Below are 25,022 nucleotides of genomic sequence, written 5' to 3'. Positions count from 1 at the left end.
AGCCGGTTGGTCCCCGAATGTAGGAAGTCGGCACGGCCGCGGCCAGGGGCCACCGGGAATCGAGATCATCGTTGCGCTGAGGGCAACCGGGACTAGCGTCACCGGTGTGCACAACGGCTACGGGCTCGGCCGCGACGTCGCGCTGCTGGAGGCGCTCGCCTCGGACGAGGCCGTGCGCACCGACGGGTTGGGCGTCGCCGCCGTCGCCCGGCTGACCGGGCGGGAGAAGAGCCAGGTCTCGCGCGCGCTGCGGGCCCTCGCCGACGCCGGGCTCGTCGAGCGCGACGAGGACACGCTCGTCTACCGCCTGGGGTGGCGGCTGTTCTCGCTGGCCGCGCGGGGCACCGACAGCCGGCTGACCGCCGTGGCCGAGCCGGTGCTGCACCGGCTGGCCGCCGAGACCGAGGAGACCGTGCACCTGTGCGTGCTCCGCGACGACGCGCTGCTGACCGCGCGGACGGTGTCCGGGCACTCGTTCCGCACGACCGGCTGGGAGGGCAGGCGCGCGCCGCTGCCGTGCACGTCGGCGGGCCGGGTGCTGCTCTCCGACGCGACGCCCGACGAGCTGTTCGTGCGGTTCGGCGCCGTCGAGGACCTGGTGCCGGACTACCCGCACTCCCGGGTCCGGACGGTCCCGCAGCTGTGGCAGGCGATCCAGGAGGCCGCCGAACGCGGCTGGGCGGTGTCCCACGAGGAGTTCGAGCCCGGCGTGGCCGGGGTCTCCGCACCGGTGCGCGACTTCCGCGGCCGGGTCGTCGCGGCGCTCAACGTCTCGGGCCCGACCGCCCGGCTGGACGGCCGGTTCGACGAGACGGGCCGGGCGACGGCGGCCGCCGCGGCCGCGGTGTCGGCGGAGCTGGGGTGGACGCCGGGGCGTTCCGCCCCGTGATCAGTCCCCGGCCTCGGTGCCCGACAGCGGGCGCCCCTCGGTGAAGTGCGGGACGAGGCGGTTCTCGTACATCGTCAGCGCCGACCCGATGGCCATGTGCATGTCGAGGTACTTGTAGGTCCCCAGCCGCCCGCCGAACAGCACGCCCCGGTTCGCGGTCTCCTTGCGGGCCAGCTCGCGGTAGCGGTCCAGCTTCGCCCGGTCATCGGGGGTGTTGATCGGGTAGTACGGCTCGTCCCCGGACTCGGCGAAGCGCGAGTACTCCCGCACGATGACCGTCCTGTCCTTCGGGTAGTCCCGCTCGGGGTGCATGTGGCGGAACTCGAGGATCCGGGTGAAGGGGACCTCGGCGTCGTTGTAGTTGATCACCGAGGTGCCCTGGAAGTCGCCGGTCGGCTCGACCGACATCTCGAAGTCCAGGGTGCGCCAGCCCAGCTCGCCCTCGGCGTGGTCGAAGTAGCGGTCCAGCGGTCCGGTGTAGACGACCGGCACGTCGGAGGGCAGCTGCTCGCGCACCGCGAAGTAGTCGGTGTCGAGCACGACGTCGATGTTCCCGTGGTCCGCCATCCGCTCCAGCCAGGCGGTGTAGCCGTCGGTCGGCAGGCCCTCGTGGGTGTCGTTGAAGTAGCGGTTGTCGTAGGTGTAGCGGACCGGGAGCCGGGTGATGATCGAGGCGTCCAGCTCGGTGGGGTCGGTCTGCCACTGCTTGGCGGTGTAGCCCTTGACGAAGGCCTCGTAGAGCGGGCGCCCGACCAGCGAGATCGCCTTCTCCTCGAGGTTCGCGGCCCGCCCGGTCTCGACCTCCGCGGACTGCTCGGCGATCAGCGAGCGCGCCTCGTCGGGGGTGTGGGCCTTCCCGAAGAACTGGTTGATCAGCGCGAGGTTCATCGGGAACGCGTAGACCTGCTCGCCGACCCGAGCGAAGACGCGGTGCTGGTAGTTCGTGAAGCTCGTGAACCGGTTGACGTAGGCCCACACGCGCTCGTTCGAGGTGTGGAACAGGTGCGCGCCGTACCGGTGGATCTCGATCCCGGTCTCCGGCTCGGCCTCGGAGTAGGCGTTGCCGCCGATGTGGTTCCGGCGCTCCAGGACCAGGACGCGCTTCCCGAGGCCGTCGGCGACGCGCTCGGCCACGGTGAGTCCGAAGAACCCGGACCCGACGACGATCAGGTCGTAGCTGCTCAGGTCGTAACCGTTCAGGTCGGCACTGTCGACGCTCACGGCCATCGAGGGTAGGGCAGGCGTGATCCGGGGCACCCGGCGGCTTCGGTACCCTCGCGGGCAGGTCGGAGAAGCGGACGTATCCGGCACCGTCGTGGGCCCGAGGAGAAGATGGCGTGAGCTGGCTGTCCGCCGTCCCCCTCGTGGTGCTCGCCGCTGCCTGGGTCACGCTCCCGGGGCTGGTCGTCGGCCTCGCCGCCGGCCTGCGCGGGATCGCCGTCTGGGGCGCCGCCCCGATGCTGTCGGTCGGTGTGATCGCCGGGTCCGCCGTCGGCGCGAGCATGCTCGGCGTGCCCTGGAGCGGAGCCGCACCGGTCACCGCGGCGGCCACGTTCGCGCTGCTCGTGGTGGGTGTGCGACGGCTGGTGCTGCGCCGCCCGCTGCTGCCGCGGCCCACCGTGGTGCGGGCCGCCGCCGGGGAGTCGGTCCGGACACTGCTCCGCGGCGGACCCGACCGGCGCTGGACCGGGCTCGCCGCGCTCGGTGGGCTGACGATCGCCGCGGTGCTGGGCCTGCGGGCCGTGCTGCGCGGGATGGACCGTCCCGACGCGCTGTCCCAGACCTTCGACGCGAACTTCCACTACAACGCCGTCGCCCGGATCCTCGGGACGCACGACGCGTCGTCGCTCACCGTCGGCGGCCTGGTCAACTCCCCCGGTTTCTACCCCGCGGCCTGGCACGACGTCGTCTCGCTGGTGGCGCCGCTGGCCACCGGGCCGGGCGGGATCGTCGTCGCGTCGAACGTGGTCGCGCTGGTCACCACGCTGCTGGTGTGGCCGCTGTCGGTGCTCTTCCTGGTCCGCACCCTGGTCGGGCGCTCGGCCGGTGCCGCGCTGGCCGCGCCGGTGCTCGCGCTCGGGTTCGTCGCGTTCCCGTGGACGCTGGTCACCTACGGCGCGCTGTGGCCGAACCTGCTGGGCGTCTCGCTGGTGCCGGCCGCGCTGGCCGCGACAGCGCTCGCCGCGCGGCCGGGTCTCGGGCCGGACCCGGTGTCGCCCGCCCGGCCGGGCCCGTACCCCCCGGGACGGGTGGCGCGCTGGTTCCCGGCGGGGGCCGCCGTCGTCGCGCTGGGGTTCGCGCACCCGAACGCGCTGTTCGGCGCCGTGGTCGTCGCGGTACCGCCGATCCTGTGGGGCCTCGCGGGCACGGTGCGCCGCGGGCTGCGCGGCGGCGTGTGGCCCACGGTGCGCGCGGTCGTCGCGGTACCGGTCGTGCTCGCCGCGCTCGGCGGCGTCGCCTGGTTCATGTTCGTCTCCCCCGCCCTGGACGGGATCCGCGGCTACTACTGGGAGCCGGAGGTCTCGGTCACCGACGCCGTGTGGAACGCGGTGCTGCACAACCCCGAGGACAACGCCCCGGCCTGGTCGATCGCGGTCCTCACGGTGGCCGGGGCGGTGTGGGCGCTGCGCCGGGCCCGCACGTCCTGGCTGGTCCCGGCGCACCTGCTCGTCTGCACGCTCTACGTCGTCGGCGCCACCACGTGGTCCTCGGTGTGGACCGGGGTCTGGTACAACGACTCGCCCCGGATCGCCGCGCTCGTCCCGGTGACCGCGGCCCCGCTGGCCGCGCTCGGCCTGGTGGCGCTGTGCTCCCTGGCCCGCACCCTCGCCTGCCTGGTCCGCGACCGCCTCACCCGGGCCGCGCCCGCCGTCGCCGGGCTGCCCCGGCCCCGGGCCGCGGTGCTCGTCGCGATCGGGGTGATCGCCGTCGTCGTCACCTCGGGCGGGCTCTACCAGCGCTCGCACATCGACTCGCTCGCCGCGATCTACCAGACCCCGGAGGAGGTGCTGGTCGGCCCGGAGCAGGCCCGGTTCCTGCGCGAGGCGGGCGACCTGCTGCCGTCGGACGCGGTGGTGGCGCAGAACCCGTGGGCCGGCACCGCGATGCTGTGGCCGCTCACCGACCGGCAGGTGCTGTTCCCGCACCTCACCGGGGTGTGGTCGCCGGACCAGCGGATCATCGCCGAGCGGCTGCGGGACGCCTCGAACGACCCGGCGGTCTGTGCGGCCGTCGCCGAGACCGGCACCGGCTACGTGATCACGGCGCCGCCCACGTTCTGGCAGCCCGACCCGCTGGCCACGCAGTGGCCGGGGCTCGACGACCTCGCCGACGCCGACGGGTTCGAGCTGCTCGCCCGCGACGGCGACAACGCGTTGTGGCGCATCACCGCCTGCGACGCGGGCCGGGTCGTCGGGTCCTGATCACCCGGTCGGGCACGTGACCGGCGGGGCCGTACGACCGCCGGTAGTCTCCGAGACCGGCCAGCGCCGGGGAATCGGGTCCGGTGGGTCGTCGACGGCTCCGGGTTCGGCGCCGGGAGAGGAGCGCGACCTCGATGGCCGGACCCACCTGGCTGTCCGCGCTGCCCACCGCACTCGTCGCGGTGTTCTGGGTGGTCGGGCCCGGTCTGCTCGTGCTGCGGGCGTGCGGGGTCCGCGGGATCACCGCCGGGGGCCTGTCCCCGCTGGTGTCGACCGCGGTCGTCTCGTCCTCGGCCGTGCTCGCGCCGCTCGTGGGGGTGCGCTGGGGGCCGTGGGTGCCGCTCGGCGTCGCGGTCGTGCTCGCGCTGCTCGGCGGGCTGTTCCGGGCCTTCGTCGCCCGCCGCCCGGCCGGCAGCGCGCTGCACCGGGGCTGGCGGACGGCGCTGCGGTCGTGGACCCCGGGCCGGCGGATCCGGGCCTCGCTGGCCCGCGTCCGCGCCCCGAGGGGCCGGTTCGCGAAGCGCCCCGAACCGATGACGACCGCGATGCCCCAGGTGTGGCGGACCTCCGCCCAGCGCGCGGGCACCGACGGCCGCCGGGCCGGGGTGGCCGCCGCGGCCGGTGTCGTCGTCGCCGCCGGGCTGGCGTGGTGGACGGTGGTGCTGGGGTTCGGCCCGGTGGACGCCCTGTCCTCGACCTACGACGGCGTCTTCCACTACAACGCCGTCGCCCACATCCTGCAGTCCGGCGACGCGTCGTCGCTGACGCTGGGGTCGCTGACGAACCCGTCCTCGGCGGTCGCGCTGTACCCGGCGGGCTGGCACGACCTCGTGTCGCTGGTCGCGATGCTGTCCGGCAGCGGGGTCCCGGTCGCCACCAATCTGACGGCCTGGGTCGTGGCGGGGGTGGTGTTCCCGCTGTCCGTGGCGGCGCTGAGCCGCCAGGTCATGGGCCCGTCGCCCGGTGCCGCCCTGGTCGCGCCGGTGCTGGCCACCGGGTTCACCGCCCTGCCGTGGGCGCTCATGTCGTTCGGGGTGCTGTGGCCGAACCTGCTCGGGGTGGCACTGCTGCCCGGGTACCTGACGTTGCTGCTGGCCGTCGTCGGGGTGGCCGAGCGCAGCGTCATCGGCGCGGCCGGCGCGGCGACCACCCTGGTCCTGACCCTGCCCGCGCTCGGTCTCGCCCACCCGAACGCGCTGTTCAGCCTCGCGGTGCTCGGCCTGTTCCCGGTGCTGTGGGGCATCGGCGTGCTGGCCCGGCGCCGGCTGCTCACCCGCCGGTTCTGGCAGCCGGTGGTGGCCGTGGTCGGCGTCGCCGGGATCGTCGCCGCCGTCCTGTGGTTCATGACGGCCTCACCGCTGACCGCCGGGGTCCGCAGCTTCGACTGGCCCGCGTTCACCGACGTGCCGACGGCGATCGGTCAGGTGCTGTTCCACTCCTCCAACGGCCGTCCCGACCTCGTCGTGCTGTCGGTGCTGGTCGTGATCGGCGCGGTGGCCGCGCTGCGGCACGTCGCGACGTCGTGGCTGGTGCCCGCGCACGTCGCCTCCGGCGCGCTGTACGTGCTGGCCGCGGCCGACGACGGCACGACCTCCGCCGCCCTCACCGGTGCCTGGTACAACGACTCCTACCGGCTGGCGGCGATGGTGCCCGTCACCGGGGCCGTGCTGGCCGTGGTCGGGCTGTGCGCCGTCGCGTCGGTCGTGCGCCACGTGCTGCTGCGGATCCCGCCCACCGCGGCCCTGGCCCGTCGGCGGGTGGTCGCGCCCGCGCTCGCGGCGGTGCTGCTCGCGGTGGTCGTCGCCACGACCGGCGGGATGTCGGTGGCGACACACGCCGACGTCCTGGCCGGGCCGTACCAGCGGCCGTCGGACGCCATCCTCGAACCGGGGCAGCGCGAGTTCCTCGACGAGGTCGGGCGGATCGTCGGCCCCGACGACGTCGTGGCCGCGGACCCGTTCACCGGCAACTCCCTGCTGTTCCCGCTCACCGGGCGCCGGGTGCTGTTCCCGCACCTGATCGGGAACTGGACCCCGGAGCAGATCCTGCTGGCCACCCGGTTCCGCGACGTCGGGACCGACCCGACGATCTGCACGGCGGCCGCCGACCTCGGCGTCGACTGGCTCCTGACGGGGCCGATCACGTTCTGGCCGAGCCACGGGGGCGCCCGCTGGTACCCGGGGCTGCACGACATCGCGCCGGTGCCCGGGTTCGAGCTCGTCGCGACGGGCGGGGGCCAGGAGCTGTGGCGGCTCACCGCCTGCGCCCCGGGCGCGCCGGCGACCCCCGGGGCGCAGGCGTTCGCCCCGCCCGGTCCGGACGGTGCGCCCCCGTCCCCGTACGGTGGGTGACCCCCCGACGCCCTCGACGGAGACCACGTGACCGACCTCCCCGAGTACGAACGCTCCCTGCGCATGGTGGAGCGGCGGACGCTCGCCACCGGGTTCGCCCGGCAGATCGCGATCACCACCGAACCCTTCCTCGACCTGCCGTTCCGTGACGCACGGGTGGTCGATCTCGGCTGCGGCTACGGCTACACCGCACTGGAGCTCGCGGGGCTGTGCCGGGAGGTCGTCGGCATCGAGCCGAACGGCGCGCTGGCCGCCGAGGCGACCCGGCTGGCCGCCGAGGGCGGGGCCGACAACTTCACGTTCCGTGTCCAGGGCATCGGCGAGTTCGGCCACGGCGACGACGCCGGCTCCTTCGACGTCGCCGTGCTCGACAACGTCCTGGAGCACCTCGACGACCAGCCCGACGCGCTGGAACGGATCGCGTCCTGCCTGCGGCCCGGCGGAGTCGCCTACATCCTGGTGCCGAACCGGTGGTGGCCGATCGAGGCGCACTACGCGCTGCCGTTCCTGGCGTGGCTGCCGCTGCCGCTCGCGACCCGCTACCTGCGCTGGTCCGGGCGCGGCAGCGACTACACCGACGCCAGCTACGCCCCGAGCTACCTGCGGATGCGCCGGCTCCTCGCGCGCCGCCCCGACCTCGACGCCCGCTTCACCGTGCCCGGCGACGTCAGCCTGGCCGAGGGCGGCGGGTCGCGGCTGTACTCGCTGGGCGTCTCGGCGCTGCGCCGCTTCCCGGCGTTGTGGGCGATCTCGAAGGCGTTCCTCGTCGTCGCTGTGAAGAAGCAGCCCTGACCGTGGCGCGACGGCTCCTCGCCGCGGCCGACCTGGTCGTCGGCCCGGTCGTCGCCGTCGGGGTCGTCGCCGCGGGGCTGCTGCTCGCAGACCGGATCACGGTCCCGGCCGGGTCGAACGTCGGGCTGGCCCTCACCGCGACCGGTGGTGCGCTCGTCGCCGCGGTGCTGGCCGCCGCCGCGTGGAGCCGGTCGCCGCTCGTCGCCGCGCCGCTGTCGTGGGTGGGGCTGGCGGCCCTGCCCGCGCTGCCGCTCACGCTGTTCCTGGCGAACACCCCGCACTACCTGTTCGGGGTCGGCGGGGACCAGCAGTTCCGGGTCGCGTTCCTGACCCGGTTCGCGGACTCGGCGCGCCTCGCGGACTTCGCCTACGCCGACATGCCGCCGTACTACCCGGCCGCGTGGTTCTGGCTCGGCGGGCGGGCCGCGGCGCTGCTGGGTGTCGACGCCTGGGCGTTCCACAAGCCGTTCTCGATCGCGACGCTGGCGGTCACCGCCGTCCTGACCTACGCCCTGTGGGCACTGGTGACGTCCCGCCCGCGGGCGGTCGGGGCAGCCGTGGCGACCACCCTCGCCGGCTTCGTGACGCTGGCCGCGTACTCGCCGTACTCGTGGCTGACCGCGGCGCTCGTCCCGCCGCTGGCCGTGCTCGGGCTGCGGCTGGTGCGCCGGGACGGGGGCTCGTGGGTCCGGACGGCGCTGCTCACCGGTCTCGTCCTCGGGCTGGCCGCGGTCACCCACACCCAGATCCTGGTGTTCGCCGGGTTCGTGCTCACGGTGCTGGCCGTCGACGGCCTGGTGACGCGGACGACGCGGCCCGCGACGCTCGGGGTGACGATCGTCGTGGTCGTCGCCGCGGCGCTGCCGCCGGCCCTGGTGCACTGGCTGCCGTACCTGCTGGCCTCGGCCGGGCAGCCCACCTACAGCGCGGGCCAGCACTTCCTCGCCGAGGCGGGGTCGCGCTGGCCGCTGCCGATGCTGGAGGCGACCCCGGTCGGGGCGCTGTGCCTGCTGGGCACGGTCTGGATCGTGGCGCGGTTCCGCTCCTCGCCGGTCGCCCGCGGCCTCGGGATCACCGTGGCCTGCGGCTACGCCTGGTACCTGCTGTCGACGGCGGCGCTGGCGTTCGGCAGCACGCTGCTGGCGTTCCGCATCCAGCCGATCCTCACCGCGGCACTGGCCTGTGGTGCGGTCTGGGCGGTCGCCTCACTGGCCGGCGTCCTGCGCGACCGGGGCGTCCGTGCCGGGACCTGCGCGGCCGTGGCGACGGCGCTGGCCGCGGCGGTCGTCGTCGGGCAGGTGCAGTCCGTCCCGCAGGACTACGGGTGGGCCGGGACGGCCCAGGACTACCGGCCCGACGGGACGCGGCCCGACGGCTCGCGGGACCCGGCGGAGGCGAACGCCTGGCTCGGGGACCTGCGCAGCACGATCGACGGTCTGACCGGCCGTCCGCCGCGGGAGGTCGTCGTCGCGAGCGCGAACGCGACCCTGCTCAGCTACGTGCCGTACTTCGCGTTCCAGGCGTCGCAGCCGCAGTACGCGAACCCGCTCGCGGACTACCCGGCCCGCACCGACGAGGCCCGCCGCTGGGCGGCCGCGGCCGACCCGGGCCGGCTGCTCGACGCGCTGGACCGGGCCCCGGAACGGGCACCGTCGGTGTTCGTGCTGGACCGGGCCGCGGACGGGACCCTGCGGCTGCCGCTGTCGCAGGACCGGTTCCCCGACCCGCGCCAGGGCGCCGAGCCCGCGGTGTTCGCCCCGCAGCTGTTCGACGACCCGGCCTGGCAGCGCCGCGACGTCGGCCCCTACGCGGTGCTGGTCCGGGCCGGGGTTCCCCCGGTGCCCTGACGCCTCAGGCTTCGACGACGGTGATCACGTTGCCGTCCGGGTCGCGGAGCATGAACAGCCGCGGCGCGCCGGGGGTGTCCTCGGTGGGCAGCGGCTCCAGGTCGGCGACGCCGATCTCGGTCAGCCGGGCGTGCTCGGCGGCCAGGTCGGAGGTCTCGACGCCGATCGCGCTGCCGCCGGGCTCGTCGAACATCGGCGGGTTGAGCGCGAGCCGCGCGGTCGAGCCGGGCGGCGCGACCTCCAGCCAGCGGTGCTCGCCGTTCTCGCCGAACCGGGTGTCGCCGCGGACCTCGAACCCGAGCACGCGGGTGTAGAAGTCCAGCGCGGTGTCCTGGTCGGCGACGGTGAACATGACGACGCCGATGTTGTTCAGAGTGGTGGGGCGCTGTGTGGGTGTGCTCATGTCCGGTACGACCGCGGCGCGGGCGCTAACTCATCTGTGAGTGTCGTATCGGTGCTCCTGGGAGGAGGACCACCAGGATCGGTGCCGGTGACCCAGCGTGACTCCGAACTCATCTGGCCGCTTCGGTGTGCCTTCGTGCCGACGTGTCCGCTGTGGTTGCCGGCACCGGCCTGGCCCACCAGGTTGGCCTGATCAGAAGCCTGTCCGCCCTGCGGCGTGACCCGTCACAGATGTGCCACTCGGTGACTCCACCCAGGCCGGTGCCGACCCGTGACCCGCTCCCTGCAGGAAGGACCGAGCCGGTGCCCATGCTGGCAGAAATGGTCGACGCCGTCGTCGGTGTCGACACCCACCGCGACACCCACGAGGTGGAGATCGCCCTCCCGACCGGGACCCCGGTCGCCACCTGCCAGATCAGCAACGACAGCACCGGCTACGCCGAGCTGCTCGCCTGGATCGTCGACCACTCGCCCGGCCCACGACTGGCCGTGTCGATCGAAGGAACCCGCAGCTACGGACTCGGACTGGCCCGCGCTGTGGCCGCAGCCGGACTGACAGTCATCGAGTGCGAACAGCCCAACCGCAAAGCCCGCCGGGGCAAAGGCAAATCCGACCCGATCGACGCGCACCTGGCGGTGCTGACCGCGCTACAGCTCAACGCCGACCAGCTCCCGACCCCGCGCGCCGACGGCGATCGCGAGGCGCTGCGGATCCTGCTCGGCGCCCGCCACGACCTCACCAGCAGCCACACCGCGCAGACCAACCGGCTCCGCGCGCTGCTGCTCGGCGGTGACGACACCGACCGACGCGCCGCCCGCGCCAGGCTCACCGACACCGTTCTGGCCGGGCTGGCCAGGCGCAGGAGCCCCCGAGATGCCGACCGGGCCCAGGCCGTGCGCCACGGTGAGCTGCGCCGTCTCGCGGTCGCGGTCCGCGAGGGCGCCCGCGCGCTCAACGCCAACCGCGCCCAGCTCCACGCCATCGTCGATGACCTCGTCCCCGGGCTGACCGAGCGCCGCGGTGTCGGCCCGGTCAGCGCCGCCCAGGCGATCGTGTCCTTCTCCCACCCCGGCCGGTGCCGCAACGACGCCGCGTTCGCCGCGCTCGCCGGCACCAGCCCACTCGAGGCCAGCAGCGGACGCACCAAGCGACACCGGCTCAACCGCGGCGGTGACCGGGCGCTCAACCGCGCCGTCCACACCATCGCCCTCACCAGGATGCGCTGCTGCGAGCGCACCCGCGCCTACGTCGAGCGGCGCACCGCCGAAGGCAAGTCCCCCCGCGAGATCCGCCGCTGCCTCAAGCGCTACATCACCCGTGAGCTCTACAGAACCCTCGCCGCAACCATGATCCCTACCTGAGGTCTTGACAGACATAGAAGCGTCGGTGCGCGAGAATCGCGCGCATGTCGACCGCGACCGACGACCGCGACACCGCGGACCCCACGGACGAGGGGTGGCCGAGGGGGCGCCGTCGCGACCCGGCCACGCGCACCCGACGGTGGGCGACCGACCGGCCGGTGCTGCTCGCCGCCGCGCTCGCCGCGCTCGCGGTCGGGGTGTGGGCCTGCTGGTCGGTGACCGTCGACGACGCCTACATCACCTACCGGTACAGCGCGAACCTCGCGCACGGCTCCGGGCCGACCTGGAACCCCGGCCAGGACCCGGTGGAGGGGTTCACGAACTTCACCTGGATGGTGTGGCACGCGCCGTGGGTGTGGCTCGGGGTGCCGCTGCCGGTGGTGTCGAAGCTGACCGCGGCCGCCTGTGCGGCGGCGGTCGTGTGGGTGCTGGTCACCGAGCCGCGGACCCGCTCCGGTGCGGTGCTCGCAGCCGGGTCGTTCGTGCTGTTCCTGCCGACCTGGGGGCACGTCGACTCCGGTCTGGAGACCGCGCCGTTCGCGCTGGTGGTGCTGCGCGCGACGGTCCTCGCCGCCCGGCTGCTGCGCGACCGGGACGCGGCGGTACGGAGCTGGGAGATCCCGGCCCTGCTGCTGCTCGCGGGGACGCTGCGCCCGGACGGCGTGCTCGGTGTGCTGCCCGCCCTGGCCGTGTTCCTGTGGGTGCGGCGCACGGACCGGTCGGTGTGGGTCGCGACCGGGGTCGCCGCGGTCCTCGGTGGTGTGTACCTGGCCGCACGCCGGGCGTACTTCGGTCACCTGCTGCCGAACACGTTCTACGTGAAGGTCGGCGTGGAGGCGGCCACCGACGGCCGCTGGATCCAGACGACGGCGGCCACCCTGCTGCCGCTGCTGGCACTCGCCGTCGCCGCGCTGCTGCGGCCGCGCACCGCCGCCCCGGCCGCACTGGTGCTGGCGAGCTGCACCGCGCTGTGGATCATCCCGGCGTTGTCGGCGCCCGCCATGGACTACCTGTCCCGGTTCGCCTGGCACGGGTTCCCGATGCTGTGCCTGGCCGCGGCGTGGGCGCTCGACACCGTCGAGGTGCGGCGGGTCGCGGCCGGCGCCGCCGCGGTCGCGGTCGGGTGGACGGCGGCGGCGGGCGTCCTCGCCCCGGACGCCCGCACCCTGGTCAACTACGGCGACGACCTGCGCCGCTCCCACATCGCGATCGGTCTCGCGCTCGCCGACACCGATCTCCCCGCAGGCGAGCGGACCCTCGCGGTGACCGACGCCGGCGCGATGCCGTACTTCTCCGGCTGGCGGACCACCGACTACATCGGCCTCAACGACGAGCGGATCGCGCACGGCGCGAACCCCGTCGACGTGCTGCTGGCCGACGACCCGCAGGTCGTGGTGGTCACCAGCTCCTCGCCGGTGCCGGGGTCGTGGCGGAGCGACCTGCCGCGGGTGCTCGCCGGCCGCGAGCTCGTCGGTGTCGCGCAGATGCGCCCGGAGTACTTCCAGCTCGTGTTCGCGAAGCCGGACGTCGCCCCCCAGGTCCGGGCGGCGCTGGACCGGCGCCTCGCCGAGGGCCGCGCGGTCACCGACGCCCGTCTCGACCCCGGCTACTCCCGCTGGCTGGAGCGGATCCTCGGGCTCAGCTGAGGCGCCCCAGCACGTGCCCGCCGAGGGCGCGCAGAGCGGCGGCGTCGCGACGCAGGACCGCGCCGGGCAGCTGGACGGCGGCGTTGAGCCGCGACGACACGTGCGCCCGGGCGGCGCGGGCGGCCCGGGGCAGCCCCCGGGCGTCCATCCGGTCCGCCTCCGCCGCGAAGTAGCGGCGCTCCTCGGCGAAGCGGTTCCCGGCGACGGCGCCCGACCCCGAGTCGCTGGAGCGGTGGCGCCGGTAGCGGAAGCAGACGTGGTCGTCGACGACCATCGTGCCGCCGTCGGCGATCACCGCGACCGGCAGCGCCAGGTCGAACACATCCGCGGACTGCGGCATCGCGACGCGCGCCACCGCGTCGGTCCGCCAGCACAGCGACGGGTTGTACAGCCAGTTCCCCCGCAGCAGGCTCACCACCAGGTCCTCGCCGCCGACCGGGCGCGGGCCCGACCCGGACGGCGCGAGCAGCGCCTTGACCCGGTCGGCGAGCGGGCGGACCGGGCGGTCGTCGGCGTCCATCACGGCGACGCCCGGCTGCACCACCGCGGCGTCCGGCCAGCGCTCGTGCAGCGCGAGGACGGTGTCGAGGTAGTCGGGCTCCATGAGGTCGTCGGCGCCCATCATCACGAAGTACGGCAGCTCGACCGCCTCGATGCAGTACCGATTGTTCGGCTGCGCGCCGAGCCGCTCGGGATTGCGGCGGTACCGGATCCGGTCGTCGCCCAGTGCCGCGAACCAGGGGCCGATCGTGTCGTCGGGGTAGCCGTCGTCGACGACGGTGAGCCGCCAGTCGGTACGGCGCTGGTCCTGCACGCTGCGGACCGCGCGGCGCAGGAGCTCCGGGTCGCCGTAGAAGGGGAGCATCACGTCGACGGGCACGCACCCGACGGTAGCGAGGCGCCCCCTGGCTAGGATCACCCGGCCTCACCAGCGACGACCCGGAGCACGGCGATGGACATCCAGAACCACTACTACGGCCACTCGGCCGTCCTCGCCGCCTACGCCGGACTGTCCCGGCCCCGGCACATCGCCGGTCTGCTGCAGCACGGCTGGACCGCGGTCTCGCCCGTCGCCGCGCACTTCGCGGACTTCCCGAAGGTCGGCACCGACCCCCGGCAGCGACGTCTGCTGGTGTGGTCGCACGGCTGCCGCGGCTGGTCCCCCGCCGACGAGGACCGCACGACCACCCCGGTCGGCGCCCCGGTGCTCTACCTGGAGGCGCTGCTGCGCTCGCAGGGGTGGACGCCGTCGGAGCGGCTCGGGCCGGTGTTCGTCCCGTTCCACGGCACCCGGCTGGTCCGGGTGACCGGCGCGCACGCCGACCTGGCCCGCCAGGTCGCGAAGGTCGACGGCCCGTCGACGGTGTGCCTGCACCACGAGGACATGACCGCCCCGGAGATCACCACGGCCTGGCGCGACGCCGGGCACACGCTGGTCACCGCCGGTCGGCGCGACGACCCGCACTTCCTGCTGCGGATCATGCACCTGGTCGGGAACGCGAGCCGGGTCTCGTCGAACCGGCTGTCGACGGCCGTGCTGTACGCGGCCGCCGTCGGTACCCCCGCCGCGGTGTGGGGAGATCCGCTGACGTTCGGGGCCCAGTCGTCATCGGCGGTGGACGAGCTGCGCGCGACCTGGCCGGAGTTCCACACGGTGGACCCCGCGGACGGGGCCCGCCCGGAGGTGGGCGCTGCGGAGTCGGACGCCGCCGCGACCGCGCTCGCCCGCCGCGAGCTCGGCGCCGAGCACCTGCTCGCCCCCGATGCACTGCGCACCGCGCTCGGCTGGGGCCGCACCCCGGGCGTCGGGCCCGGTCTGCAGTACTACGCGGCGTCGCCGTTGGCGAAGGCCGCGATGGTGCTCGGGCTGACCAAGCGCTCCGAGGCCAGCACGCAGGCGCTGTCGGCAGGCAGCTCGAACCCGCTGCTGTGGCTGCGCCACCCGCTGGCCGCCCTGCCGAGGCCGCTCCCGCACGGTCTGCCCACGCCGATCATGACCGAGGAGCCCCTCGACGCCTGACCACGCCGGGTCAGGTCGGTCGGAAGATCCGGCGCACCAGCAGCAGCAGCGCCACCCCGAGCAGCGCGGCCAGCCCGAACCGCACCGACAGCCACAGCACGCCCTCGGCGGGCAGCAGCACGCCGGCCCCGCACACGACGACGCCGACGGCCAGCGGCCCGGCCAGCACGGCCTCCCGCCAGCGGGTCGGCGACACCCGGCGGCGCAGCAGCGACGTCCCGGCCGCCAGGGCCAGGTAGATCAGCGGGAACCCGGCGGCGACCGCGGTCAGCGACCCGGTCCGGGCGAGCAGCACCGCCGCGACCACGCCGAGCACCAGGCTGACCGGGCTCACGAAGGCCAGCCCGCCGCTGCGGCCGGACGCGAACACCAGGTGCACGTTGGCCAGGTAGACGACGCTGACCACGGCGCCGAGCGTCGCGACCGCGGTGACCGGGACCAGCTGTCCGGGGGCGAACGAGGCCGGGGCGAGGATGCGCAGCAGGAACGGCGCGAGCAGCCCGACCCCACCGGCCAGGGCGGCGGTGACGACGCCGACGTCACGGGCGGTGCGTTCCAGGGCGGCGCCGCGGGCCTCGGGCGGCGTCCGGTAGATCACCGGTGCCCAGGCGTTGTTCAGCGCCGAAACGATCATGGCGGGTGCCGAGCCGAGCAGCAGCGCGATCTGCATGCGGCCGCCGTCGGCGACGCCGAAGTACCGGTTCACGATCAGGACCAGCGCGTTCTGCACCAGCAGCAGCGCGACCAGGTGCGGGACGGCCGGCAGCCCGATCCGCAGCGCCCGGCCGAAGTCACCCCGCGCGGTGCGCGGACGGCCACCGCGCAGGGCCAGCGCCAGCCCGATGACCGCGGCGGCGAGGTAGCCGAGCAGCAGCCCGAACAGGTAGTCGTCGGCGTCGCTCGCCCGCCAGGAGACGAGCGCGAGCCCGGCGAGCGGGCCGCCGAGCGTCGCCACCCCGGACATGACCACGAACGGCACCGGCCGGTCCTGCACCCGCAGGAACGCCTGGGCGTTGAGCACCACGACGAAACCGGCCGCGGCCAGCCCGGCGAAGACCAGCCCGGCCCGCCAGGGCACCGACAGCACCGGTCCGCTCCACCACGGCCCGGCCAGCACCGCGAGCACGACCACGACCAGTGACAGCGCGCTGCCCTGCAGCACCAGCGCCCGCGCGCCGTCGGTGCCGGAGCTCTCCAGGATCCCGTGCCGGGTGATCGACGACGCGAGGCCGAACCCGACGACCATCGCGCCGACCTGCACCAGGATCAGCCCGACCGCGACGACGCCGTACTCGGCGTCGCCCAGCAGCCGGGTGACGAACGGCGTGACGACGACGTTCGCCAGGATCGGGGCGACGCTGCCCAGGGTGTAGAGCGAGCCGCGCCCGAGTACCTCCCGGCTGGCGTCCACGCTCACGTCTCCCTCACGCGGAGTGCCCGAAGAACTCCCGGACCAGGGCGGAGACCCGGTCCACGTCGGTGTCGGCGAGATCGGGGAACAGCGGCAGCGAGAGCTGCTGCGAGTAGTACTCCTCGGCGTTCGGGCACAGGCCGCGGCGGTAGCCGAGGTCGGCGAACACCGGGTGCCAGTAGGCGGGGATGTAGTTGACCTGCACCCCGATGCCCCGCTCGCGCAGGTGGTCGAACAGCGCGCGACGGCGGCCGTCGAGCACGCGCAGCGGGTAGAGGTGCCAGGCGGGCTCGGCGCCGTCGCGGCGGACCGGGGTGCGGACCTCGGGCACGTCGGCGAGCGCGGCGTCGTAGCGGGCGTGGATCTCCCTGCGCCGCGCGGTGAACGCGGCCAGCCGCGTGAGCTGCGACGATCCGAGCGCGGCGAGCAGGTCGGGCAGCCGGTAGTTCAGCCCGAACGCGTGCACCTCCTGGTGCCACGGCCCCTCGTCGGGGAACCGCTGCGCGCCCTTGTCGCGGACGAGGCCGTGGTTGCGGAACGACCGGGCGCCCGCGACGAGGTCGGACCGCGGGGACACGACCGCGCCGCCCTCCGCGGTGGTGAGGTTCTTGGTCGGGAAGAAGCTCAGCGTCGTCAGGTCGGCCAGGTCACCGACCGGGCGGCCGTGCCAGGTGCCGCCCACGGAGTGCGCGGCGTCCTCCAGCAGCAGGGCACCGGCCCCGTGCGCGACCGCGCGCAGCGCCTCGGCGTCGATCGGGTGGCCCGCGTAGTCGACCCCGGCCACGACGGTGGTGTCCGGGGTGAGCGCGGCCTTCGCCGCGTCCGGGTCGAGGTTGCCGGTGTCGGGGCTGACGTCGGCGAACACGACGTTCGCGCCCAGCAGCGCCGCGGCGCTCGCCGTCGCCACGAACGTCAGCGGGGCGACCACGACGTCCTGGCCGGGGCCGACCCCGGCCGCGGCGTAGGCGACGTGCAGCGCCGCGGTCCCGCTGGTCACGGCCACCGCGGGGTTCCCGCAGACCGCGGCGAGGTCGTCCTCGAACCGGGTCACGGCCGGGCCGGTGGTCAACCAGTCGGTCCCGAGGACCGCCGTGACCGCCTCGACGTCGGACGACGAGATCGACTGCCGGCCGTAGGGGAGCATCAGTCGAGCGCCTCGACCATCGCGCGCAGCTGCTCGGGCGAGAGCCACAGGTCGTTGGTGTCCGACCGGTACGCCTGCCCGTCCGGGACCGGCTCGCCGTCGGCCGGGGAGGTGTAGCCCCATCCGGCGATGTAGGGCTCGACGACGTAGCGGTCGGCCAGCTTGAGGGTCCGCCGCGAGTCGTCGGCGGCGATCATCTCCTCGTGCAGCTTCTCCCCCGGCCGGATCCCGATCTCGTGGGTCGCGGCGCCGGGGGCGATGGCCTCGGCGAGGTCGGTCATCCGCATCGACGGGATGCGCGGCACGTAGAGCTCGCCGCCCTGCATCGCGTCGAAGGAGTCGATGACGAACTGCACCGCGTCCGGCAGGGTGATCCAGAACCGGGTCATCCGCTTGTCGGTGATCGGCAGCGACTGGCCCTCGGCGGCGAGGCGCTTGAACAGCGGCACCACCGAGCCGCGGCTGCCGAGCACGTTGCCGTAGCGGACCACGGCGAACCGGGTCTCGTAGGCGGCGGCGTAGTGGTTCGCGCTCACGAACAGCCGGTCGGCGCACAGCTTGGTGGCGCCGTAGAGGTTGATCGGGCTCGACGCCTTGTCCGTCGACAGCGCGACGACCTTCTTCACCCCGGCGTCGATCGCGGCCTCGACGACGTTCTGCGAGCCCTCGACGTTGGTCCGGATGAACTCGAACGGGTTGTACTCGGCGGTGTCCACCTGCTTGAGCGCGGCGGCGTGCACGACGTAGTCGACACCGTGCATCGCGCGGCGCAGGCGCGGCTGGTCCCGGACGTCGCCGAGGAACCAGCGCAGCCGCGGGTCGTTCTCGAACAGCGAGCGGCACTCGTACTGCTTCAGCTCGTCACGCGAGAGGATCACCAGCCGCCGCGGCTCGTAGCGGTCGAGCAGGGTGCGGACGAAGGCCTTCCCGAAGGACCCCGTCCCGCCCGTGACCAGGACCGACGAGCCCTTGAGTACCGACATCACGCCTCCAGATCTGCGGAATTTCTTCCGCCCGGCATGATGGCACGCGCTCAACCGGACGAATCGAAGCAGGTACAGGTGCGGGTCAACGCGGTCATCCAGGCGCGGACGGGGTCGACGCGGCTCCCGGGCAAGGTGCTCACCGATCTCGGCGGTACACCGGTGCTCGACCGGGTGGTCGCGGCCGCCCGTGCCGCCGAGGGCGTCGACCGGGTGGTCGTCGCGACCTCGACCGCCGCGGGCGACGACGCCGTGGCCGAGCGGGCCGCGGCGCTCGGCGCCCCGGTGGTGCGCGGCTCCGAGGACGACGTGCTCGCCCGCTTCGTCCAGGCCGCCGACGAGCACCCCTGCGACGCCGTGGTGCGCCTGACCGCGGACTGCCCGCTGCTCGACCCGGCGCTGGTGTCGCTGGTCGCCGCGACCTGGCGGGACGCCCCCGGCCACGACTACGTCGCGACCACCCTGGTGCGCACCCTGCCCCGCGGCCTCGACGTCGAGCTGGCGCGCACCGGTGCGCTGCGCGAGCTGGCCGGCACCGCGACCGGCTACGACCGGATCCACGTGACGTCGGGCCTCTACGGCGCTCCGGAGCGGTTCCGCTGCCTCGGGCTCGTCGTCGCCCCGGCGGCCGACGACCTGCGCGTGACCCTCGACACCGCCGACGACCTGCACGCCCTGCAGGGCCTGGTGGAGGCACTGGGCGGCCGGAGCGACTGGCGGTCGGTGGTCGCGGTGCTGCGGTCGCGACCCGACCTGGTGGAGCGCAACGCGCACGTCCGCCAGAAGTCCCTCGCCGAGGGCTGACCGTGCGTCTGCTGCTGCGTTGCGACGCCGGGCCGTCGACGGGAGTGGGGCACGCCGTCCGGTGTGCCGCGGTCGCCGAGGCCGCGGTGCTCTCCGGGCACGAGGTGTCCTGGTCGGGACGGCTCGACGGGCTGGACTGGCTGTGGTCCGGGCTGGTCCGGGAGCCCGGCCCCGTCCTGCCCCCGGCCGACACCGCCGGCGGACTCGCGGCGCTGGCCCGTGAGCACCGGATCGACGCCGTGCACGTCGACCACTACCTGCTCGGCGACGACCTGCGTCCGGCCCTGCACGACGCCGGGGTCGTGCTGTCCACGGTGGAGGACTTCGCGACCGGCCGGCGTCCCGGCGACGTCGTGGTCGACCCCAACATGGGCGCCGGCGACCACCCCCGCCCCGACGACGGCTCCCCCGTCCTGCTCCGCGGCCCCGGCTACGCCCCGCTGCGGCTGGCGGCCCGCCGTGCCCGCGCCCGGCGGGCCCTGCGCACCGCCGACGCCCCCGGCACCGGGCCGCTCCGCGTGCTGGTCGTCATGGGCGGGACCGACGCCGCCGGGCTGCTGCCCCGGGTGGTCACCGCCCTCGCCGCCGCGGACGCCCCCGCCGCGGTCGACGTCGTCGTCCCCGGCGGGCGGCCCCTCGACCTGCCCGCCGGCGGGCCCGCCACGTTCCGCGCCGTCCCGCCGCTGTCCGACCTGCCCGCCGCGATGGCCGAGGCCGACCTCGTCGTCAGCGCGGCCGGGACGACGGTGTGGGAGCTGTGCTGCGTGGGCGTCCCGATGGCGCTGGTCCGGGCCGCGGACAACCAGACCGAGGGCTACCGGACCGTCGTCGGCGCCGGTGCCGCCGCCGGGCTGGGCGGGCCCGGGGACCTCGCCGACCCGGCCGGAGCCGCGACCGTGTTGCGCGCCCTGCTGACCGGCCCGGACGCCCGCGCCGCGCTCGCCGGCCGGGCCGCGACCGTCGTCGACGGCCAGGGCGCGGGCCGGGTCGTGGACGCCCTGGCCACCGCGGTGGGCACGTCCTCCGGCCGGGAGGCACGCGTCGCCGCCGAGGAGCGGGTGCTCGCCGGGGTGCTCCGCGCCCGCCCCGCCCGGGCGGGCGACGCCGAGCTGCTCCTGGCCTGGCGCAACGACCCCGGCACCCGGCGCTGGTCGCGCAGCCACGACGAGGTCGATCTCGCGACGCACCGCCGCTGGCTCGCCGGGTCGCTGGACAGCGACGACCGGCTGCTCCTGGTCGTCGACGACGCCCGCGGCCCGGTCGGCACCGTCCGCTGGGACCGCGCGGACGCCGCCTGGGAGGTGTCGATCACGGTCGCGCCGGAGCGCCGTGGGGAGGGTCTCGCCGGGCCGCTGCTGCGGGCCGGGGAGGACGCGCTGCGCGCCCGCACCGGCACCGGGGCCCCGGTGACCGCCGTCGTGCACACCGGCGACGACGCCTCGGCCCGGCTGTTCGCCCGGGCGGGCTACGACGACCCCACCGGACCCGACGCGGACGGCTTCCGGACCCTGCACCGCGTGCTGTGACCGGGTCGGGTGTCGTGACGCAACCCGCACGGCACCCCTGCGGCACACCGATGTGACCTACCCTTCGCGCGTGTCCGGATCCCGTCCCGCGCTCCCCGCGGCCGACCTCGCCCGCGTGGTCGTGTTCGCCGCGTTCATCGCCGTCCTCGGGCTGTTCCCCGGCTTCGCCGGAGTGGCCGGGGTCCCGATCGTCCTGCAGAACGTCGGCCCGATCCTGGCCGGTGTGATCCTCGGGTGGCGGCTCGGCACGGCCTCGGTCGCGCTGCTGCTGGTGCTCACCGCGGTCGGGCTACCGCTGCTGTCCGGCGGCCGCAACGGCGCCGCGTTCTTCGGCCCCAGCGGCGGGTTCCTCGTCGGCTGGCTGTTGTCCGCGCTGGTCGCGGGCCTGGTCGTGGCGCGGTTCCGGTCGCGGTCGCTGCCCGTGCTGCTGCTCGCCTGTCTGGCCGGGCTGCTCGCCGACTACGTGATCGGCATGCCGTGGCTGGGCGTCTACATCGGCGACGTCACCGGTGGGATCGTGCAGTCCCTGGTCTTCGTGCCCGGTGACCTGATCAAGATCGTGCTGGCCGCGCTGATCGCGTCGCTGGTGCACCGGGCCCTGCCGGACCTGCTGCCGGTCCGCTCCGCGTCGTCCGAGCCCCGGGTCCGGTGAGCGGGGCGGAACGCGAGACCGCCGACGACGCGGCCGCGCCCGTCGTCCCCGCCCCCTGGCTCCCGCGCGGGCTCGCCGACGCCGTCGCCGCGGCCGGGGAGCGCCTCGCCCGGCTCGGGGTGCGGGCCGGGGAACGCGTCGTGCTCGACACCCCCACCCGGGCCCGCTGGGCGGTGCTGCCCTACCTGCTCGCCGCGGACCGGCTGGGTGCGGCGTCGCTGCTGGCCGACGCCGGCTGGACCGGCCGCGAACGCGACGCGGTGCTCGCCGACGCCGCGCCGCACCACGTCGTCGGCACCGACGGCCGGGCCGCGACCGCCGACGGCGGAGCGCGGACGCCCGGGCTGTTCCTGCTCCCGACGACCTCGGGCAGCACCGGTGCCCCCACCGTGCTGGCCCGTGACCGGCGCTCCTGGCGGATCGGGTTCGACATCCTCGGTGCGCTGCCCGGACCGGTCCTCGTACCGGGGCCGCCGTCCTCGACGCTGTACCTGTTCGGGGCACTGCACGCGCTGCACCACGGTCTGGGCCTGGTCACCCGCGGCCGCCTCGACCCGACCGACCTGCCCGACGGCGGCTCGGTCCACCTCGTCCCCGCCCAGCTCAGCGCCCTGCTCGACGAGCGCGAGCGCCGCCCGGGCGGCGGCCCCGCACCACGGGTCGTGGTGTGCGGTGGCGCGCACGTCGCGCCGGGGATGCGGGAGCGGGTCGCGCGGCTGCTGCCCGGCACAACGCTGCTCGAGTACTACGGCTCGGCCGAGCACTCGCTGATCGCCACCCGCCGCGACGACGGCCCGCTGCGCCCGGTCGAGGACGTGCACCTCACCGTGCGCGACGACGTGCTGTGGGTGGACAGCCCGCAGTCGGTGCACGGCCGGTTCACCCGTGGCGCACTCGTCCCGGCCGGCCCCGGTCCGACGACCGTCGGCGACCGCGCCGAGCTCACCGACGACGGCGGTCTGACCGTCCTCGGGCGCGCCGCCACCACCATCTCCTCCGGCGGCACGCTGGTCGCCGCCGAGGAGGTCGAGCAGGTGCTGCGCGGCGTCGCGGGCGTCGGGGACGTCGTCGTCGCCGGGACCCCGCACGCGTCGCTGGGGATGGTGGTCACGGCGGTCGTCGAGGCCCGCGACCGTGTCCCGGACCGGCGGGCGCTGCGTGCCGCGGCGCGGGCCGGGCTGTCCCCGGCGAAGCGGCCGCGCCGCTGGCTGGTCACCCGGGCGTTGCCGCGGCTGGGCTCGGGTAAGCCCGCCCGCGCCGCCGTCGACGCCGCACTGCGCGACGGGACCCTCGACGCCGTCCCGCTCGGGGGGCCCGAGTGACCGGCCCCGGCAGCGGCACCACGGCCGACACCCCGGTCGTCGTCGCCGCGCGGCGCACCCCGATCGGCACCGCGGGCGGCGCGCTGCGCGCGGTGACCGTCGACGCGCTCGCCGCGCCCGTCCTCGCCGCGCTGGCCGGCACCCTCGGCGGCCCGGTCGACGACGTGCTGCTCGGCAACGTCTTCGGCCCCGGTGGCAACCCGGCCCGGGTCGCGGCGCTCGCCGCCGGGCTCGGCGACGACGTGCCCGGCATGACCGTGGACCGGCAGTGCGCGAGCGGGCTGGCCGCGATCCTCACCGCCGCCGCGGGCATCCGCGCCGGGGACGGCGCCGGCTACCTCGCCGGGGGCGCCGAGTCGCCGTCGACCGCACCTGCGCGGACCTGGGCCGACGGCACCGTCTACACCCGCGCGCCCTTCGCCCCGACCGGCGACCCGGACCCGGACATGGGGCCCGCCGCCGACGACGTCGCCGCCCGGGCGGGCCTCTCCCGCCGGCGGCTCGACGCGTTCGCCGCCCGCAGCCACGCCCGCGCCGTCGACGCGCAGCGCTCCGGCCGCTTCGACAACGAGCTGGTCCCGGTCGGTGCCGTGCTCACCGACGAGCGTCCCCGCGACCGCTTCACCCCCGAGCGGCTCGCCCGGTTCCGGCCCGCGTTCACCCCCGGCGGCGTGCACACCGCCGCGAACTCCTGCGGGGTGAACGACGGGGCCGCCGCCGTCGCGCTGGTGCCGGAGTGGCGCCGCCGGGAGCTGGGCGTGCCCGGCCTCGCGCTGGTCTCGGCCGCCACCCGGGGCTGCCCCCCGGCCGACCTCGGGCTCGGCGCCGTCCCCGCCCTCGCCGCGCTCCGCGACCGGCCGCGGTCCCCGGACGCCGTCGAGTTCACCGAGGCGTTCGCCGGACAGGCGCTGGCCTGCCTCGACGCGGCCGGGATCGACGGGCACCGGGTGAGCCCGGACGGCGGCGCGATCGCGCTCGGCCACCCCTGGGGCGCCTCCGGCGCGGTGCTGGTCGTGCGGCTGTTCCACCGGCTCGTCGTACAGGGCCGCGGCGAGACCGGGATCGCGGCGCTGTCCTCCGGCGGCGGCCTCGGCGTCGCGACGAGCTGGCGGGTGGTCCGGTGATCGAGTTCGAGGCGGTCGGGCACCGCTACGGCGAGCGCACCGTCCTCGACGGCGTCACCCTCACCCTCGCCGAGCCCCGGGTCGCGCTGGTCGGCGCGAACGGCTCCGGCAAGTCCACGCTGGCCCGGACCGTGAACGGGCTCGTCGCACCGAGCTCGGGCACCGTCCGCGTCGACGGCCGCGACCCCGCCCGCGACGGTGCCGCCGTCCGCCGCCGGGTCGGGTTCGTCTTCAGCGACCCGGACTCCCAGATCGTCATGCCGACCGCCGGTGAGGACGTCGCGTTCTCGCTGCGCCGGACCGTGCGCGACCGGGCGGAGCGCGCCCGGCTCGCCGCGGAGACGCTCGCCGGGTTCGGGCTGGGCGACCACGTCGAGCACCCCGCGCACCAGCTCTCCGGTGGGCAGAAGCAGCTGCTCGCGCTGGCCGCGGTGCTCGTGCTGGATCCGGACGTGCTGGTCTGCGACGAGCCGACCACCCTGCTCGACCTGCGCAACAAGCGCGCCTTCGCCGACCGGCTCGCCGGGCTGCGCCAGCAGGTCCTGCTCGCCACGCACGACCTGGACCTGCTGACGGGCTTCGACCGCGTCGTCGTCCTCGACGGCGGGCGGGTCGTCGCCGACGACGAGCCCGGTCCGGCCGTCTCCTACTACCGCAGGCTCTGCGGGTCGTGACCCCGCTGGGGCTCTACGCGCCCGGTGACAGCCTGCTGCACCGGGCCCCCGCCGGGCCGTCGCTGCTCGTGGTGCTGGCCCTCGCGGTCGGGGCGGTGCTCACCGAGGACCCGCGGGTGCTCGGCGGGCTGTGCCTGACCGTCGCCGCCGGCTACCTGGTCGCCCGGATCCCGTGGCACCGGGTCCGGCCGGTGCTGCGCACGCTGGTGCTGCTGGCCGTGCTGCTCGGGGCGGTCCAGTGGTGGCTGCTCGGGCCGGAACGGACGCTGGTGATCGTGCTCCGGCTGGTCGCCGCGATGGGCGCGGCGACCCTGTTCACCCTCACCACCCGGGTGGACGACCTGGTCGGCGCCGTGGAGCGGGGGCTCGGCCCGCTGCGCCGGTTCGGCCTCGCACCCGAACGCCTCGGCCTTCTCGTCGGGCTGACGGTGCAGTCGATCGGGACACTGTCCGGCATCGCGGGGCAGGTCCGGGCCGCGGCGAAGGCGCGCGGGGCGGATCGCTCCCCGACGGCGTTCGCGGTGCCGTTCCTGGTGCGGACGCTGCGGCACGCGGACGCGCTCGGGGAGGCACTGGCGGCGCGCGGGTGGGGCGACGACGAACCCGACGACCGACCCGGATCACGAAGGATGGACTAAGCTGGACCAGGTC

The 25,022-nt window shown here is 75.4% G+C and carries 21 protein-coding genes; 15 read left to right on the top strand and 6 right to left on the bottom strand.

Translation table 11 applies throughout. The features are described 5' to 3' along the window. The first annotated feature begins 106 nt into the window (after nt 1–106). Entirely contained in the window at nt 107–889 is a 783-nt protein-coding gene (locus MTO91_RS00690) for an IclR family transcriptional regulator (protein ID WP_251783230.1), read from the top strand. On the opposite strand, the gene glf is transcribed toward MTO91_RS00690, so the two are convergent. After that, nucleotides 890–2,116 (bottom strand): UDP-galactopyranose mutase, encoded by a 1,227-nt coding sequence (glf, locus tag MTO91_RS00685; protein ID WP_476653310.1) that lies wholly within the window; start codon nt 2,114–2,116, stop codon nt 890–892. 110 nt (nt 2,117–2,226) lie between these two features. Here glf and MTO91_RS00680 point away from each other — a divergent pair, with 110 nt between their 5' ends. The 4 genes from MTO91_RS00680 (at nt 2,227) to MTO91_RS00665 (ending at nt 9,301) form a co-directional block, all read left to right on the top strand. Continuing rightward, nucleotides 2,227–4,311 (top strand): DUF6541 family protein, encoded by a 2,085-nt coding sequence (locus MTO91_RS00680; protein WP_476653308.1) that lies wholly within the window; start codon nt 2,227–2,229, stop codon nt 4,309–4,311. A 134-nt stretch (nt 4,312–4,445) separates the two neighbouring features. Then, nucleotides 4,446–6,662 (top strand): DUF6541 family protein, encoded by a 2,217-nt coding sequence (locus tag MTO91_RS00675; protein ID WP_476653306.1) that lies wholly within the window; start codon nt 4,446–4,448, stop codon nt 6,660–6,662. A 27-nt stretch (nt 6,663–6,689) separates the two neighbouring features. Continuing rightward, nucleotides 6,690–7,454, top strand: a complete 765-nt coding sequence (locus MTO91_RS00670; protein WP_073573795.1) for a class I SAM-dependent methyltransferase — start codon at nt 6,690–6,692, stop codon at nt 7,452–7,454. 2 nt (nt 7,455–7,456) lie between these two features. Next, a complete protein-coding gene (locus MTO91_RS00665; protein ID WP_476653304.1) occupies nt 7,457–9,301 on the top strand; it encodes an arabinofuranosyltransferase in 1,845 nt (614 codons plus the stop codon). Nucleotides 9,302–9,305: 4 nt separating this feature from the next. On the opposite strand, the gene MTO91_RS00660 is transcribed toward MTO91_RS00665, so the two are convergent. Next, complete coding sequence (locus tag MTO91_RS00660) at nt 9,306–9,704, bottom strand: VOC family protein (protein WP_476653302.1); 399 nt, start codon at nt 9,702–9,704, stop codon at nt 9,306–9,308. A gap of 308 nt (nt 9,705–10,012) precedes the next feature. On the opposite strand from MTO91_RS00660, the gene MTO91_RS00655 reads away from it, so the two are divergent. Continuing rightward, entirely contained in the window at nt 10,013–11,065 is a 1,053-nt protein-coding gene (locus MTO91_RS00655; protein WP_345647661.1) for an IS110 family RNA-guided transposase, read from the top strand. A gap of 44 nt (nt 11,066–11,109) precedes the next feature. Then, on the top strand, nt 11,110–12,711 hold the full coding sequence (locus tag MTO91_RS00650) for a hypothetical protein (RefSeq protein ID WP_476653300.1): 1,602 nt from the start codon (nt 11,110–11,112) through the stop codon (nt 12,709–12,711). Here the strand turns inward: MTO91_RS00650 and MTO91_RS00645 are convergent. Further along, entirely contained in the window at nt 12,704–13,591 is an 888-nt protein-coding gene (locus tag MTO91_RS00645) for a glycosyltransferase family 2 protein (RefSeq protein ID WP_405420499.1), read from the bottom strand. The genes MTO91_RS00650 and MTO91_RS00645 overlap by 8 nt on opposite strands. A 72-nt stretch (nt 13,592–13,663) precedes the next feature. Here MTO91_RS00645 and MTO91_RS00640 point away from each other — a divergent pair, with 72 nt between their 5' ends. Continuing rightward, the gene (locus MTO91_RS00640; RefSeq protein ID WP_405420502.1) at nt 13,664–14,731 is read left to right on the top strand and encodes a hypothetical protein; all 1,068 of its coding nucleotides are present in this window, start codon (nt 13,664–13,666) and stop codon (nt 14,729–14,731) included. Nucleotides 14,732–14,741: 10 nt separating this feature from the next. Here the strand turns inward: MTO91_RS00640 and MTO91_RS00635 are convergent, their stop codons facing one another. Genes MTO91_RS00635 through pseB form a run of 3 tightly spaced genes read right to left on the bottom strand, consistent with a single transcriptional unit; the run spans nt 14,742 to nt 18,269 of the window. Next, nucleotides 14,742–16,142: a lipopolysaccharide biosynthesis protein gene (locus tag MTO91_RS00635; protein WP_405420504.1), complete on the bottom strand. Its 1,401-nt coding sequence runs from the start codon at nt 16,140–16,142 to the stop codon at nt 14,742–14,744. Between the two features lie 13 nt (nt 16,143–16,155). Then, nucleotides 16,156–17,286, bottom strand: coding sequence for a DegT/DnrJ/EryC1/StrS family aminotransferase (locus MTO91_RS00630; RefSeq protein ID WP_476653299.1), 1,131 nt, complete (start codon nt 17,284–17,286; stop codon nt 16,156–16,158). Further along, nucleotides 17,286–18,269, bottom strand: coding sequence for a UDP-N-acetylglucosamine 4,6-dehydratase (inverting) (gene pseB, locus MTO91_RS00625; protein WP_100879171.1), 984 nt, complete (start codon nt 18,267–18,269; stop codon nt 17,286–17,288). The genes MTO91_RS00630 and pseB overlap by 1 nt, the downstream gene beginning before the upstream one ends. A gap of 78 nt (nt 18,270–18,347) precedes the next feature. Between pseB and MTO91_RS00620 the strand changes: the two genes are divergently transcribed. The 7 genes from MTO91_RS00620 (at nt 18,348) to MTO91_RS00590 (ending at nt 25,009) form a co-directional block, all read left to right on the top strand. Then, nucleotides 18,348–19,073 carry a cytidylyltransferase domain-containing protein gene (locus MTO91_RS00620; RefSeq protein WP_476653297.1) on the top strand — a complete coding sequence of 242 codons (726 nt, stop codon included), beginning with the start codon at nt 18,348–18,350 and terminating at the stop codon, nt 19,071–19,073. Between the two features lie 2 nt (nt 19,074–19,075). Next, entirely contained in the window at nt 19,076–20,599 is a 1,524-nt protein-coding gene (locus MTO91_RS00615) for a GNAT family N-acetyltransferase (RefSeq protein WP_476653296.1), read from the top strand. Nucleotides 20,600–20,669: 70 nt separating this feature from the next. Then, nucleotides 20,670–21,251, top strand: coding sequence for a biotin transporter BioY (locus MTO91_RS00610; protein WP_073573787.1), 582 nt, complete (start codon nt 20,670–20,672; stop codon nt 21,249–21,251). Next, the gene (locus MTO91_RS00605) at nt 21,248–22,573 is read left to right on the top strand and encodes an AMP-binding enzyme (protein WP_476653294.1); all 1,326 of its coding nucleotides are present in this window, start codon (nt 21,248–21,250) and stop codon (nt 22,571–22,573) included. Before MTO91_RS00610 ends, MTO91_RS00605 begins: the two co-directional genes overlap by 4 nt. After that, nucleotides 22,570–23,697 carry a thiolase family protein gene (locus MTO91_RS00600; RefSeq protein ID WP_476653293.1) on the top strand — a complete coding sequence of 376 codons (1,128 nt, stop codon included), beginning with the start codon at nt 22,570–22,572 and terminating at the stop codon, nt 23,695–23,697. Before MTO91_RS00605 ends, MTO91_RS00600 begins: the two co-directional genes overlap by 4 nt. Further along, entirely contained in the window at nt 23,694–24,371 is a 678-nt protein-coding gene (locus MTO91_RS00595; protein ID WP_476653291.1) for an energy-coupling factor ABC transporter ATP-binding protein, read from the top strand. Before MTO91_RS00600 ends, MTO91_RS00595 begins: the two co-directional genes overlap by 4 nt. Then, nucleotides 24,368–25,009 carry an energy-coupling factor transporter transmembrane component T family protein gene (locus MTO91_RS00590; protein WP_476653289.1) on the top strand — a complete coding sequence of 214 codons (642 nt, stop codon included), beginning with the start codon at nt 24,368–24,370 and terminating at the stop codon, nt 25,007–25,009. Before MTO91_RS00595 ends, MTO91_RS00590 begins: the two co-directional genes overlap by 4 nt. Nucleotides 25,010–25,022 lie beyond the last annotated feature (13 nt).

The organism is Pseudonocardia sp. 2-7 (assembly GCF_056341085.1).
The sequence above is the reverse complement of the archived record's forward strand: the minus strand, read 5'-3'. Positions and strand labels throughout refer to the sequence as shown.

Excerpts from the sequence above, each read along its gene's own strand:
- MTO91_RS00630 (WP_476653299.1), bottom strand. The coding sequence starts at position 17,286 with ATGCTCCCCTACGGCCGGCAGTCGATCTCGTCGTCCGACGTCGAGGCG.
- glf (WP_476653310.1), bottom strand. The coding sequence starts at position 2,116 with ATGGCCGTGAGCGTCGACAGTGCCGACCTGAACGGTTACGACCTGAGC.
- MTO91_RS00660 (WP_476653302.1), bottom strand. The coding sequence starts at position 9,704 with ATGAGCACACCCACACAGCGCCCCACCACTCTGAACAACATCGGCGTC.
- MTO91_RS00655 (WP_345647661.1), top strand. The coding sequence starts at position 10,013 with ATGCTGGCAGAAATGGTCGACGCCGTCGTCGGTGTCGACACCCACCGC.
- MTO91_RS00675 (WP_476653306.1), top strand. The coding sequence starts at position 4,446 with ATGGCCGGACCCACCTGGCTGTCCGCGCTGCCCACCGCACTCGTCGCG.
- MTO91_RS00640 (WP_405420502.1), top strand. The coding sequence starts at position 13,664 with ATGGACATCCAGAACCACTACTACGGCCACTCGGCCGTCCTCGCCGCC.
- MTO91_RS00650 (WP_476653300.1), top strand. The coding sequence starts at position 11,110 with ATGTCGACCGCGACCGACGACCGCGACACCGCGGACCCCACGGACGAG.
- pseB (WP_100879171.1), bottom strand. The coding sequence starts at position 18,269 with ATGTCGGTACTCAAGGGCTCGTCGGTCCTGGTCACGGGCGGGACGGGG.